The organism is Verrucomicrobiota bacterium (assembly GCA_016200005.1).
GTDB lineage: Bacteria > Verrucomicrobiota > Verrucomicrobiia > Limisphaerales > PALSA-1396 > PALSA-1396.
Window position 1 is genome coordinate 42,775 of the sequence record JACQFP010000019.1, and the last position, 14,210, is coordinate 56,984.

Here is a 14,210-nt window from a genome sequence, read left to right on the forward strand (position 1 = left end):
TTGCTTGTGAAAAATCCTGAACAACGAGATTGGTTTTTCTTGCGTTGGGTGTTGAGCGCGGTTTTGTGGGTGCTGACCAACCTGGTCTATCGCATCAAAGTCGTCGGGCGCGAACACGTTCCCGAAACCGGCGGGATGCTGCTGGTCTGCAATCATCTATCGCAGGCGGACGCGATGCTGCTGTTCGCGGCCGGGCACCGGCGCATCCGCTTCTTGATGTACAAAGGAATTTATGACCGGCCGTGGATCAAACCGTTTGCGCGCCTCCTGGGCGTCATTCCCATCTCGTCAGAACTGCGACCGCGCGAAATGATCCAGTCCTTGAAGACGGCGAGCGAGGCGATCAAGAATGGGGAGGTCGTCTGCATCTTTGCCGAAGGCCAGATCACGCGCATCGGTCAAATGCTCCCATTCCGGCGCGGCTTCGAGCGGATCATGAAAGATGTCGATGCGCCGATCGTTCCGGTGGCGCTCGAAGGTGTTTGGGGCAGCATCTTCAGCTTCGAGCAGGGTCGCTTTCTGTGGAAATGGCCGCGGCGGATTCCATATCCCGTCACGGTACATTTCGGGAAACCGATGCCAGCCAGCGCGACGGCGTTCGAAGTGCGCCAAGCCGTGCAGGAACTCACGGCCAAGGCGTGGGAACACCGCAAGCCGCGCATGAGAACGTTGCACCGCGAATTTGTTTCCTCGGCACGACGACATCCGTTTCGCTTCGCCATGGCCGATGCGCAGGTTCGCAAACTGAACTTTGGCGCCGCGCTCACCCGCACGATTTTGTTGGCCCGGCGTTTGAGAAAAACTTGGTCCGGACAGAGCATGGTAGGCTTGCTATTGCCGCCATCGGTCGCCGGCGCGCTCGTCAACTACGCCGCCTTATTGATGGGAAAAGTGCCGGTGAACCTCAACTACACCGTATCCGACGAGACCCTCGCCTCGTGCGTGCGCCAGTGCGAGATCCAGACGGTGATCACGTCGAAAGTTTTTTTGGACAAGGTCGAACTCACTATCCCGTGCCGGACAATTTTTTTGGAGGAACTGGCGGCAAATCCAACCGTCGCTGAAAAACTGCTCGCGCTGCTGATGAGTTGGATGTTGCCGGTTGGTTTGCTGGAACGAGCGCTGGGTCGCGAAAAGCAATTCACGCTCGACGATCTGGCGACGATTATTTTTTCCAGCGGCAGCACCGGCGACCCGAAGGGCGTGATGCTGACGCATTACAACATCGGCGCGAATGTCGAGCAACTCGGCCAGACGTTCGCGTTTAGCCGTCGCGACCGCATTTTAGGCGTGTTGCCATTCTTCCATTCGTTTGGTTTCACCGGCGCGTTGATATTGCCGGCGGTTCATGGAGTCGGCGTGGTCTATCATCCCAATCCGCTGGATGCGAAATCCATCGGCCCACTCGTCAGCGATTATGCCGTCACGTTTCTGGTGGCGACGCCGACGTTTTTGCAAATGTACATCCGCGGTTGTTCGCCGGAAGATTTCGGAAGCGTGCAATATGTGCTGGTTGGCGCGGAGAAATTGCCGGAACGCGTGGCCAACGCGTTTGAAGAACGATTCGGTGTGCGGCCGTTGGAAGCCTACGGTTGCACCGAATGCGCGCCGGCCGTGACGGTCAACACCCGCGACTTTCGCGCCGCCGGCTTTCGGCAGGTGGGCGCCAAGCGTGGCAAGATTGGTCATCCGCTGCCGGGAGTCAGCGTGCGCATCGTCGATCCGCAGACCGGCGAGCCATTGCCCGTGAATCAACCTGGTCTGCTTCTCGTCCGCGGACCGAATGTGATGAAAGGCTATCTCGGTCGCCCGGAAAAAACGGCGGAGGTATTGCGCGACGGCTGGTATGTCACCGGCGACATCGCGGCGCTGGACGAGGACGGTTTTTTGCAAATCACCGACCGCCTGAGCCGGTTCAGCAAGATCGGTGGCGAGATGGTGCCGCACATCAAAGTGGAGGAGAAGCTGCACGAAACAGCGGGCGTGACAGAGCAGACTTTTGTTGTCACCGGCGTGCCCGATGAAAAGAAAGGAGAGCGATTGGTTGTCCTGCACAAGCTTTCCGACGAGCAACTAAAGGCGAGCCTGGAAAAATTTGCCCAGGTAGATTTGCCGAATTTGTGGAAGCCGCGCGCTGATCAATTTTTCCGCGTCGAAGCCATCCCGTATCTCGGCACCGGCAAACTGGACCTGCGCAAAATTCGTGAACTGGCGGGCGAATTGTCCGCCGTCGAAAAATCATCAGACGAATAATCCTGAAGCCCAAGCACGTCACGGCGTGCCTCAATCGGCATCCCACAAGGTGTGGTCGATTGGCCCACCACCGTCGAAATCCTAAAAATTGAACAAAACCTGAACGTACACAAAGTCCGCGTCGCTCGAACCGATGGCGGAGAGTGAACTCTTCACATAATCGCCCACGAAGAAATGGCCGTAGCCGACTTGGGCGTTTGCATACGGTTTGATGGCGTAGCTGGCCAGCAAATCCAGTTCCGAGCCAACATAATTGCTGTCCGTTGGATTAACTCCGTAGCCCGTCCCCGCCGTGGCCGGTACGCCGCCGCGGCGCGAGCGGAATTCAACGCCAAGGCGCAAAAATGCCAAGGTGCGGAGACTCTGTGTCGAGACTTTGATCCATCGCTTTGAAACTCGTGGCGCGGACAGCCATGTCCGCGCGTTTCCTCTCTCGGCCTTGGACTGGCGGACAAGGCTGTCCGCGCTCCGGCCCTTGCAGTGCTATCCCATGACATCGTTTCATTCTGAGAGGATTATTTCACGCGGCAAGTGCCGTGAGTTGTTCGACATCCGCCTGGCGCGCGGCCAAAAATGCGGTGATGATGTTGCGACCCTTCCCGGTCATCACGTAGCGGTGCGAGGAGACTGACGGGGGTTTTGATTTTCATACGTTTGATTTCGATTGAGTGTCGAAAGTTGCCGGTTGAGAGTTGGGTTTCTTGGGTTCGCAAGAACACACGAAAGGAACGAAGAGCTTCAGTCGCCTTCGTTGCCTTCTGTTCAATCCGGTCCTTCATGGTTCAGTTCCCGGTTCATGTGGGCACGATCACAGGCTGACCGCGCGGTAGAACTTGTTCGTGGCATCGAGAGCGCCCAGGTCGGTCAGTGCCATCGGCCCGGTGTAATTGAAGTTCAACCAGTCCACCCAACTGCCTGGGGCAAGCGAGGTGGAGGTTTGAATCCGATAGGGCCGGCAAACGGTGCCGTCGCGGAAGATGAAGCTGAAACCGGTCTCCCGCGAATACGAAAGGTTGGTAAAGCGGCCGGGGTTGACCACCGTCAACTGGGCCACGCTGCTGGTCGTGCTGCCGTAGGCGTTCGTGATCACGACGGAGTAGCCGGCGGGTAGTCAAAACGAGTGCTGTCTGTTTTATGTAGGTCTCCATCCCCCGGGTCGATCTCAATCTGACTTCAGCCGGAAGAATTGCGCGCCATTCGTGGCCGGAACGGTCACCCATTTGTTGGTGCCATCGTCGGTGATGCTGCTGGCGTTCGTGACCCACGCGGTTGGATCGGCGAAGTTGGTGGTGGTTTGCAGCGTGAAATTCTGCGCCACAGCCGGCCAGGAAAGAAGGAGGTCGGCCCCTGACAATTTTGTCTTCAATATTGGCGGCTCCACCGGCCACGTCACCAGCGCCAAGCTCAAATCCGATCCCGCCGCAATGGCGAAGACGTTGGTCAATCCGCTTGGCACATTGCATTGGCCATAGTCATTCGCTCCCCAAGCCACGAACGTTCCGTTCGATTGCAACACAAGGCTGTGGTCATCACCAGCGGCGATGGCGATCACGTTGGTCAAATCAAGTGGGACGTAAATTTGGCCGGACTCATTGCGTCCCCAGGCAACCACAGTGCCATTGGATCGGAGCGCCAGATTGTGGTTATATCCTGCCGCGATCGCCACGATTCCACTCAGCCAGGGCGGAGGCAAGCTCTGGCCGAAGTAGTTGTCGCCCCATGCAACGACGGTGCCGTTCTATTTTAGCGCGAGGCTATGCTCATCCCCTGCCGCGACGGCGACGACACCGCTTAACCCGGCCGGCACGTTTGTATACCAAGATCCCCACGCCACGACGGTACCGTTTGATTTTAGCGCCAAGCTGTGGTAGCGGCCGGCGGCGACGGCTCTGACGCCACTCAATCCGCCCGGCACGTTGCATTGGCCATCACTATTAATTCCCCAAGCCACAACCGCCCCGTTGGACTTAAGCGCGAGGCTATGAAAATCCCCTGCCGCGATACCCACCACATTGCTCAAACCACTGGGGACCGTGAGTTGGCCCCAGTAGTTGTCACTTCCCCAAGCGACGACGCTGCCGTCGGCAGCGAGGGCGAGACTGTGCGACAGTTTACCCCCGTCCAAAGCCACGAGGGGCTTACCTGGCGCCAGGCATTGGCCATACGATTTATCTCCCCAGCCCACGATGGTTCCATCGGATTTGAGCGCCAGGCTGTGGCTTCCCTGCTGGGCCGCCGCGATAGCCACCACGTTGCTCAAACCTGCCGGCACATTGGTTTGGCCAGACCAGTTGTTTCCCCCCCCAAGCCACGACGATGCCATTGGACTTGAGTGCCACAGTATGACTCCCACCCGCTGAGATAGACGCAACGCCAGCCAAATCGGCCGGCACATTGATTTGGCCGGAGTAGTTCTCCCCCCAAGCCACGACGGTGCCGTCCGACATGAGAGCCAAGCTGTGGTAGGCACCGGCCGCAATGGCCACCACGTCGCTCAAACCTGCCGGCACATCGCATTGGCCCGACGAATTGTATCCCCACGCCACAACGGTGCCGTTGGACTTGAGGGCCAAGTTGAATTCAGCGCCTGCCGCGATGGCCACCACGTTGCTCAAACCCGCCGGCACGTTGCCTTGGCCCGACGAATTGTATCCCCACGCCACGACGGCGCCATTGGACTTGAGGGCCACAGAATGACGCCCGCCCGCTGAGATACGCACAACGTCGGTCAGATTGACCGGTACGTTGCATTGGCCATCACTATTAATTCCCCAAGCCACGACAGTGCCATTGGACCTGAGTGCCAAGCAGTGTCCTCCGCCCGTCGCGATGGCCATCAGATTGCTCAAACCCGCCGGCACAGCGCGTGTGACACGGTTACTCTGCCCCCAAGCGACAACAGTGCCGTTCGACATGAGAGCCAAGCTGCTAGAGCCACCGGCCGCGATGGCCTTGAACCGGGCGTCAGGTTGAACCAATGGTATCACTTCCTTTCCCCAAGCAAAAAGAGACCCGCATTGCGCAGGGGTGGGCAGCAGCCAGAGCAAGGCGGTTAACAGTCCTGGCAACGCCGGAAGCCTGGTTGTGCATCGTCGGTTTACATTGTTCGGTTTCATGGGATTTCTTTCTCCGATTGGCTCAGGTTGAAATCAGCCGGAAGAGTTACCGGGGTGGGCGGAACGGGTAACTTCGGTCCACCCGCCCTGCGACCCGGATTCTCGCTACCGGGCCGGACGCCAGCCGAGCGTAGTCGTGAATTGCGGCTTGTCGCCCACCGTGCCGAGCACGCTCCCGGAGGCCGAGACAATTGTAACCTGCTCGCTCATGCTATTGAGCCGCTTGTTCAGCCACACGTCACGAGTGAAAACGATGCTCTGTCCTGTGGGCGACCAAAAGGCGAAGAACCCGTTGTCGCTGGGGCCCGAAACCGTACTGCCCGAACCCGGAAACACGGTGGTGAGTCCGGAGCCGTCAACGTTGATCGTCCGCACGCCGTTCGGCGTCCAGTAGCCCACGAGCTTGCTCCCATCGGCCGAGAGCTCCGGCCCTGCGAAATTCGACGCGAGCGGCCCCACCGCGCTGCCGGTCGCTACCTCGGCCTTGAACAGGTCACGATTGAACGAGAAGTAGATGGTGCTCCCGTCCGCCGAGAAGTCGCAGCCGTTGTAGGCCCAGCTACCGGCGGTAACCATATCCACCGTCCAGGCTAGGAGCTGCGGCTCACCAGCCGCCCCCGGCAGCCCCGATGACCAATTAATGTCCATGAGGTAGAGCCCGACGACGAGATTCGTCTCGGTGCTCAGGTCCGGGACGCTGCCGATGAAGGCGACCTTGCCGTCGCTCACGAGCCAGCGCTGGTTAGAGGAGGGTTGGTAGTTGACGACTTGCACCGGGGGCCCAGTGCTCAATCGCACTTGGGCGCCGTTCTCGGCAATCGCCAACAGCACGGGGCCGCTGCCGTCGTCCCGAACCGTCAAGAACCAGTAGCAACCGCTGTGCGACAAGTCGCTCGGCCGAGGGAACTCGCGCCAGTCCAACACCGCGAACAGGTTCTGGATGCCCGAGCCGTCGCTGTTGGCCATCTTGACGTAGCCGTTCTGCGCGTAGAACACGATGCCCGGCTCGACACTGGGGTGAGGCGGTGGTTTGACCGGTTTGCCGGCCTGGGTGGTGACGGCAAACGTGAGTGCGCCGCAGGCCAGGGCCAGCCCCAGCCAGCGTGTTGGGTTCTGTCTTGTCTTCATGATGATTTCCTTTTTTTCGTTGTTCATGCCGTTCTAATGGGTCCAAGCGATTTTCCGGGGCGGGTTGCACGGGGAATTTTGGAAGATTCTTTGCCCCCGCGGGATGCGGATTCAGGGCGGGCGAAGCAGGTTGCTTCGGCCCGCCCTGAGTCGCTGTTTTGCCGGGCCCACCCGCCCGGCCTCGGTTGAGGGCCATCATTTGGGCGTAGCCAGGTATGCGCGCTGGCCGGCGCTGGTGGTGCCCTCGCCCACGATCTGGCCTCGTTCGTTGATCGCCGAAGCAGTGTCCAAGTCGCTGAACCCGTCCAGGTCGGACAATAGACTCTCCAGCAGCATGGTCCCCTTGCCCTGCTCCCAGAGGAGCGGACGGTTGTCGAGATCCTTGGTGCGGTTTTGCCCGGTGCCTACCACCTGCCCGCGGTCGTTGATGGCGCTGGAGGGCCCATGCTTCATCGTGTTCGGCTTCTGCAAGGTCGTCGTCGTGATCGTGACTGAGCCATTTGGCGCGACAACGACCGTCCACATGCGCGAATCCCACGACCAGTCATCGCTCCCGACAATCTGCCCCGCGTTGTTGACGTCATGTGCGTGGCTGGCGTCCAGGTAGATCATCAAGTCGTTGATGCCGTCCCCGTTCTCATCCGCGAACCAGGGGTTGGGCAGCGTGTAATCCGGGATGATCAGGAAGGCGCCATAACCAGAAAGTTTATAATCAAGCCCGACCACCCATCCCAAGTCATTGATCGCATACGGCTCGATGCCATCGGCGTTCGGATGGGGTTCAAGCACGAACATCAGGTCATTGATTCCGTCGCTGTTGCCGTCGCGGAACCAGGTAACGGGCACCCCGTTTTCGTCCGTCTCCGGGCAAATCACGAACCCCATCTCAACGCCATTAAGTGGGAAATAGCCCACGACGAATCCCTTGTCGTTGATGTCATATGCGTATCCATTGGGATACGCGTTCCCAACCAGGTCCGTCGGGACATAGCCGTTCGCGTCGGGAATCCACACCGTCGGACGCGGTGAAGCGCCCGTATTAAGTCTGCATCGACCCACCACCTGGCCAGAATTGTTGATCGCGGAGGCTTCACTGTAGTCACACCCGTTGTCCAAGTCCGTAGGTGCGGCCGTGGCAGTCTCCCAGACGACGGCGTGCCATTGGCCATTGACCGTCTGCATGCGACCGACGACATGGCCGGAGTCGTTCAGATCCTCCGCGTCGCAGGTGGTGAATCCCGGGAGCCCGCTGAGTTGCGTCAGCGTGTACGAGGGAGGAACGGGCGCCGGCTTGCCGGCCAAGGCCGTATCGGAAAACGCGACGATGGCCGCCAGCGCGATGGCGGATAATGCGAGCGGGAGCTTTTGGGTGTTCGGGGTATTCGCCCGATCTGCGGCAAGCAGCCCGGGCCAGCGAACGGTATTCAATGTTGTCTTCATATTTTTGCCTTTCGTAGATGGATTCACACGTGTGCTTCCAATGGTCCCAAGCGATTTCATGAAGTGGTTTGCACGGGGAATTTTGGAAAATCTTTTGACCACGGATGGACGCGGCTGACTTGTTTGCTCGAGTTTGCCGCACTCTTCCGACTGTAGCCACATGAGCCTCCGTGGTTGATCTCGTCAGAGCGCGGCTTGAGTTCAGGGCGTTCCCTGTTCGTCTGGGTCCAGGGTAATGCTGAGGCCTTTGAGCGGCTGACCGGTAGCGTCGGTGAACCGGATCGAACCCAACCAATCCTCCGGTCCGTTGACGACTTTGAACACGATAACGTTGAGGCCAGCCTTCAACTCAATGCCCGCCACCGCATCCTCATCCGCGATGAATACCCGCGGCAGGGTGCGGCGATAAATCTCCTTGCCATTCAAATAGACTTTGGACCCATCGTCGCTGCCAAGCCTAATCACCAATTCGCCTAGAGCCGCTCGACTCTTGATATAGCAAACCGCGTAACCCACGCTCCATTCGCTCGCCTCTCCCAAGAAGGCACCGAAATCGAGCACACAATCTTCCGTTTCGACCGCCCGCCACACCCGCTCGCCCGTGCCAATCGTGATCCGCTCGCCCTCACGCGGGCGCAGTTGGCTTTCGAGCGGTAGTTGTTCCTCATTCAAGGCCCGTTCAATATCGCTGACCTGATGATCCATAAACTCGAGCGGGGCCAGCACCAACCACTGTTTGAGGGCGCCTGTGTCCTGCGCACGAAGCGCGCGCTCGCGTTCGGCGGTCTCCGCGTCCTGACGCCCCAGGGCGGCAAGCTGCTCGGCGGCGGCGCGTTCTTCCTGTTCCCAGAACGCAACCTGCTCTGGTGTCGCCGCCTGCCAAACCCTTGCCGACCCATCCTCGTTCCCAGAGCCAATCCGTTCGCCATCAGCGGAAACGGCCACAGAGCACACCCCGCCAGAGTATCCCTTAAGGGTCAGCAATTCCCGTCCACTTGCCGCCTGCCACAGCTTGACCGTGCCGTCCGAACTGGCAGTGACAACCCGATGGCCGTCCGGGGAAAACGCCACCGAAGAAACCCCATTACCGTTCGCCTTGATGGCAAGCAATTCCCGACCGGTCGCAGCTTCCCACACCCGTGCTGTGCCATCACGGCTGCCCGTGACGATCCGCTCGCCGTCGGCAGAAAACGCCACCGAACTAACGCCCCGGCCGTGCCCTCTGAGGACCAGCTGTTCCTCGCCCCCAGCGGCTTCCCACACTCTTGCCGTGCCATCCGCACTCCCGGTGACAATCCGCTGACCATTGCAAGAATAGGCCACCGAGCTTATACCCGCGCTGTGTCCCTTGAGGACCTGCAACTCGTTGCCGGTTGCAGCCTCCCATACCCGGGCTGTCTGATCCCAACTCCCACTGACAATCCGCTGGCCGTTGGGAGCAAACGCCACCGACCAAACAGCGGCGCTGTGTCCCTTCAGCGCGAGCAATTCCCGGCCGTTGCCCGCCTCCCACACTCTGGCCGTCCCATCCGCACTGCCGGTGACAATGCGCTGGCCGTCCGCGGAAAACGCCACCGAGCGAATTCGATTGTGGTGACCCTTGAAGGAAAACAACTCCCGACCGCCGGCCGCCTCCCACAGCCTGACCGTTCCATCCGCACTGCCGGTGACAATGCGCTGGCACTCGGGAGAAAGCGCCGCCGGGCAAGGGCCGGAACTGCCGGTCTTGAGAGTGAGCAATCCTCCGCCGGTGGCCACATCCCAGACCCTGGCCGTGCGGTCCGCGCCGGCGGTGACCACCCGCTGGCCGTCCGCAGAAATCATCGCCGAGCAAATTTCACTGTGGTGCCCTTTGAAGGAAAGCAGTTCCCGACCGCTGGCTGTCTCCCACACCCTGGCCGTCCCATCCGCACTGCCGGTGACAATGCGCTGGCCGTCTGGAGAGAATCCCGCAGACCTCACTCCAGCACTGTGGCCCCTAAGGGTGAGCAATTCCCGGCCGCTGGCGGCCTCCCACACCTTGGCGGTCTGGTCACCGCTGCCGGTGACAATCCGTTTGCCGTCTGGGGAAAAGGCTGCGGCCGCTACCCCGCCATCGTGCCCCTTCAGAGTGAGCAACTCCCGACCGCCGGCGGCCTCCCACACCTTGGCCAAGCCATCCCCACTTCCGGTGACGATGCGCTGGCCGTCCCGCGAAAAATCTGCGGAGAGGATCCAGCGGAGGTGCCCTCTGAGGGTGAGAAGCTCCCGGCCGGTATCGGTTTCCCATACCTTGGCTGTCAGGTCATCGCTGCCGGTGACAATGCGCTGGCCGTTTGGGGAAAAGCCCACGTACTCCAACCCCGCAGTGTGTCCCCGAAAGGTGAGTAGTTCCCGACCGCTTGAGGCGTCCCAGAGCTTGGCCGTCTGATCAAAGCTGCCCGTGAGAACCCGCTGGCCGTCCGGGGAAAAGGCCACAGACTCCACCGCCGACCTGTGACCCCGGAGCGTGAACATTTCCTTGCCGCTGGATGCTTCCCACACCTTGGCTGTGCCATCCGAACTGCCGGTGACGATATTCCGACCATCCGGGCTAAACGCCGCAGCCTCGACGTCGCCGAGGTGTCCGCGCAGCGTCTTTAGCTCCAAGTGGCACTGGCGCTGCCAGTGATACCATTCAAAGCCGCGATCCGGATAGGCTGCCGTTTCCCGCAACAGTTCCCTCACACGTTGTACATTGTTCTGGTCCCACGCGGCCTGCGCCAGGTTCATGTTCGCGGCATACTCGCCCGCCTCTGCAAGTTGGCGTTCCCGCGTTTCCAGGACCTTTGCCGATTCCGCAGCCCTGCGCGCAGCAGCTTCCTTCTGCTCGGCTCGCACCGCTTCCTGCCTGGCGACCGTCGCCCGCAATGCCTGCCAAGTGGTTCCGAGCATACCAAACACCAAGGCGAGCGCTACTGCGCTGGCGGTGGCGAACGCAATCTTGTTCCTTCGCACGAACTTCTGGAACCGATAGCCCGGACTCGCCGGTCGCGCCACCACCGGCTGGTGGTCCAGGTGCCGCTGGATGTCGTTGATCAGGTCACCCGTACAGCCATAGCGGCGCGCGCGGTCTTTCTCGAGCGCCTTCATCACGATCCAGTCCAGGTCGCCTTGCAGCGTGCGGCGCAGCAACGCCGGCTCCACCTGCCGGTGCTTCGCAATCTCCGTGGCGCGTTCGCCCAGCGTACTGACACGCGTCGAAGGCTTTGGCGGTTCTTCCTGCCGGATGATGCGCATCATTTCCTCGAACGCCGCGGCACGCAGTCGCTCGGCCTCGAATGGCGTGGTGCCGGTGAGCAGTTCGTAGAGCAGCACGCCCAACCCGTAGATGTCGGCGCGGGTGTCCACGTCCAGCCCGCTCATCTCCGCCTGTTCCGGGCTCATGTATTGCGGCGTGCCGATGAGCTTGCCGTAGGCGGTGAACAAAGTCTTTTCCGTCAGCGATTGTTGCAGGGCCTTGGCGGTGCCGAAATCAATCACCTTGGGCACGGGTTTCCCGTCGTGCAGCGTGACGAGGATGTTCGACGGCTTGAGATCGCGGTGGATGATGCCTTTCTGGTGCGCGTGCTGGACCGCCTCGCATACTTGTTGGAAAAGCTTCAACCGCTCGTGCGCGGTCAAGTCGTTGGCGTCGCAGAACTGGGTGAGCGGCACGCCGTGGACGAGTTCCATGACGAAGTAGGGGCGACCGCTGTCAAGTTGAGAGTTGAGGGTTGAGAGTTGAGAGTCGGGAGCGCCGGTAACTCCGGCATCAAAAATCTTCGCGATGTTCGGGTGATCCATCAGCGCCAGCGCCTGCCTTTCGGCTTCGAACCGGGCGATGACCTGTTTGGTGTCCATGCCCGGCTTGACGATCTTCAACGCCACGCGACGGCGGATGGGTTCCACCTGCTCGGCCATGAAGACGACGCCGAAACCGCCCTCGCCGATTTGTTCCAGCAGCTTGTAACGGCCAATGACCGTGCCGGGCGCTTCGGTGATTGCCGGGGCATCGCAGTCGAGGTTTCCGCCCAGCGCGTCCTGCGTCAGGAATTCGCCGGCCTGTTCGCGGGCGCGCAAGAGCGATTCGATCCGCTGGCGCAGATCGGTTTTGTCCCGGCAGGCCGCGTCGAGAAACCGGGCGCGTTCGTCCGGCGCGGTCAGAGCCAAGGCTTCGAGAAAGACCACCCGCACTTCATTCTGTTGTTCGGCCATCATCTGATAAAGGGACGCCACGCGTCCGTTTGCACTGACAAACTCGATCCACCGAATTCACAGAAGCAAACGAAGGGAACGAAGGCGGGACGACTAAATGTCGGCGGCAGAATCCTTTCCTGCTTCGTTGCCTTCGCGGCCTTCTGTTCAATCCGGGTTTCCATGATTCACTTCCCGATCCAGTTGCGGACGGTCAGGGGCTGATCGCGCGGTAGAAGCGGTTCGTGGTTTCGAGCGCACCCAGGTCGCTGAAGCCGACCGGGCCGAGGTAATTGAAGCTCTGCCAGTCAAGCCAACCGCCCGCCAGCGAGGATGAGACCTGGATTCGGTACGGCCGGCCAACGGTGCCGTCGCGGAAGATGAAACTGAAGCCCATGACCGGCGAATACGAGAAGTTGGTGAACCGGCCGGGGTTGGGCGGAATGTAAACCGTCAACTGGGCTACGCTGCTGGTCACGCTGCCGTAAACGTTCGTGACCACGACGGAGTAGCCGGCTGCGTCCGCAAGTTGCACATTGGCGATCAGGAGATTCGTGGTCGTGACGCCGGAGAGGTTGCCGCCGTTCACCAGATTCGTTCCCTGCCGGCGCCACTGGTAACCACCGAGCGGCACGTTGCCCGCGGCCTCGACGGTGAAGCTGACGGCGGTGCCGACGGCGTTGGTCTGGCTGAGGGGCTGGCGGCTGATGATGGCCGGGGTGACATATTTCAGAGTGGCCCAGTCCGCCATAGTCGCATCTCCAACGCTGCCACCCGAACGGCCCGTCACGTAGACGCTGCCGCTGGCGTCTGCCGCTATTGAGGAGGGACTGTCCTCGTCGTTTCCCGGGCCGTTGTAGCGGTTGGTCCACAACGGCACCCCTGAGCTTGAATACGCGAAGGTCAGGTAGTCGCCACCGGAGGGATTCGTCACATAGACATTCCCGCGGGCGTCCAATGCCAAGGCGGAGGTATCCGATCCCCCGCTAAGGCGGTTGGTCCACAAGGGTACCCCAGCGCTTGAGTATTTGATCGTGGCGTAGTCCAAACCTCCGACGCCAGCCGACCAGCCCGTCACGACTACATTGCCGCTCGCGTCCACCGCAATGGCCATGGCACAGTCGTTGTCAGCAATTACCGGCCCGTTGTAGCAGTTGGTCCACAGCGGCACGCCCGCGTCTGAGTACTTGATCGTCGCGAAATCATAATGGGGTTCGCTGCCACCAGTCCCAGCCGATTGGCCGGTCACATACACGTTGCCGCTGGCGTCCACTGCCACGCCGTTGGCCCAGTTTCCCGCGCCGGTTCCCGGCCCCTTGTACCTTCTGGTCCACAACAGCGCTCCCGCACTCGAATACTTGATCGTCAGGTATTCGCCGGCGTATTGGCCGTTTGAGGATATGCTGCCTACCACAAACACATTGCTGCTGCCGTCCACAGCCAGTGTGATCGGGCCACTGACGCTGATGTAATCACTATAAGTTCTCGACCACAACAAAGCCCCGGTGCTCGAATACTTGATCGTCAAGCACCCTAAACCGGACGCGGGGAAGCCCATTACTATCACGTTGTTGCTGGCGTCCAGCGCCACGGCGTATCCGTGGCCAGAAGTGGCCCGGTTGGTCCACAACGGGATCCCTTCACTCGAATACTTGATCGTCGCGACGACGGAACCGCTCGCAGAGCCCTCACCGCCGGTCACGACCACGTTGCCGCTCGCCTCCACCGCAATGGCATAGGCCCGGTCATAATTGTTTGCCGGGCCGTTGTAGTAATTGGTCCACAACGGCACCCCCGCACTAGAATAGGCGATTGTCGCGTAGTCCATGCCACTGCCGCCGGAAAGCGGATCGCCGCCATGCGAGCCGCCTGTGACATACACGTTGCCGTTCGTGTCCACGGCCAACTGCGTCGCGTAGTCAAGGTTGTTGGCCGGTCCGTCATAGCGCTGCACCCAGGCTTGGATGGCCTGAGCATGGGTTTGCGCTGCCGTCAGGCCGAGCAGGACTGCCATCAATCCCCCGGACATCAAATCTCTGGCGAGCCATTCTAACCGAAGTGCGTTTTGTGTTTTCATGC

At 60.6% G+C, this 14,210-nt stretch carries 10 protein-coding genes; 1 reads left to right on the plus strand and 9 read right to left on the minus strand.

The window, feature by feature from the left end; translation table 11 throughout:
- Window positions 1-6 precede the first annotated feature (6 nt).
- Entirely contained in the window at window positions 7-2,253 is a 2,247-nt protein-coding gene (locus tag HY298_05960) for an AMP-binding protein (protein MBI3849820.1), read from the plus strand.
- An 81-nt stretch (window positions 2,254-2,334) separates the two neighbouring features.
- Here the strand turns inward: HY298_05960 and HY298_05965 are convergent, their stop codons facing one another.
- The 9 genes from HY298_05965 to HY298_06005 form a co-directional block, all read right to left on the minus strand.
- The gene (locus tag HY298_05965) at window positions 2,335-2,604 is read right to left on the minus strand and encodes an alginate export family protein (GenBank protein ID MBI3849821.1); all 270 of its coding nucleotides are present in this window, start codon (window positions 2,602-2,604) and stop codon (window positions 2,335-2,337) included.
- Window positions 2,605-3,061: 457 nt separating this feature from the next.
- Entirely contained in the window at window positions 3,062-3,343 is a 282-nt protein-coding gene (locus tag HY298_05970; GenBank protein MBI3849822.1) for a hypothetical protein, read from the minus strand.
- A 72-nt stretch (window positions 3,344-3,415) separates the two neighbouring features.
- Window positions 3,416-3,919 (minus strand): hypothetical protein, encoded by a 504-nt coding sequence (locus tag HY298_05975; GenBank protein MBI3849823.1) that lies wholly within the window; start codon window positions 3,917-3,919, stop codon window positions 3,416-3,418.
- Window positions 3,920-3,991: 72 nt separating this feature from the next.
- On the minus strand, window positions 3,992-4,438 hold the full coding sequence (locus HY298_05980; protein ID MBI3849824.1) for a hypothetical protein: 447 nt from the start codon (window positions 4,436-4,438) through the stop codon (window positions 3,992-3,994).
- Window positions 4,422-5,168 (minus strand): hypothetical protein, encoded by a 747-nt coding sequence (locus tag HY298_05985; protein ID MBI3849825.1) that lies wholly within the window; start codon window positions 5,166-5,168, stop codon window positions 4,422-4,424. Before HY298_05985 ends, HY298_05980 begins: the two co-directional genes overlap by 17 nt.
- Window positions 5,169-5,474: 306 nt before the next feature.
- A complete protein-coding gene (locus HY298_05990; GenBank protein ID MBI3849826.1) occupies window positions 5,475-6,524 on the minus strand; it encodes a PD40 domain-containing protein in 1,050 nt (349 codons plus the stop codon).
- Window positions 6,525-6,692: 168 nt separating this feature from the next.
- Window positions 6,693-7,937 (minus strand): hypothetical protein, encoded by a 1,245-nt coding sequence (locus tag HY298_05995; protein ID MBI3849827.1) that lies wholly within the window; start codon window positions 7,935-7,937, stop codon window positions 6,693-6,695.
- A gap of 201 nt (window positions 7,938-8,138) precedes the next feature.
- The gene (locus HY298_06000; protein MBI3849828.1) at window positions 8,139-12,173 is read right to left on the minus strand and encodes a protein kinase; all 4,035 of its coding nucleotides are present in this window, start codon (window positions 12,171-12,173) and stop codon (window positions 8,139-8,141) included.
- 172 nt (window positions 12,174-12,345) lie between these two features.
- Window positions 12,346-14,208, minus strand: coding sequence for an SBBP repeat-containing protein (locus HY298_06005; GenBank protein MBI3849829.1), 1,863 nt, complete (start codon window positions 14,206-14,208; stop codon window positions 12,346-12,348).
- Between the last annotated feature and the right edge of the window lie 2 nt (window positions 14,209-14,210).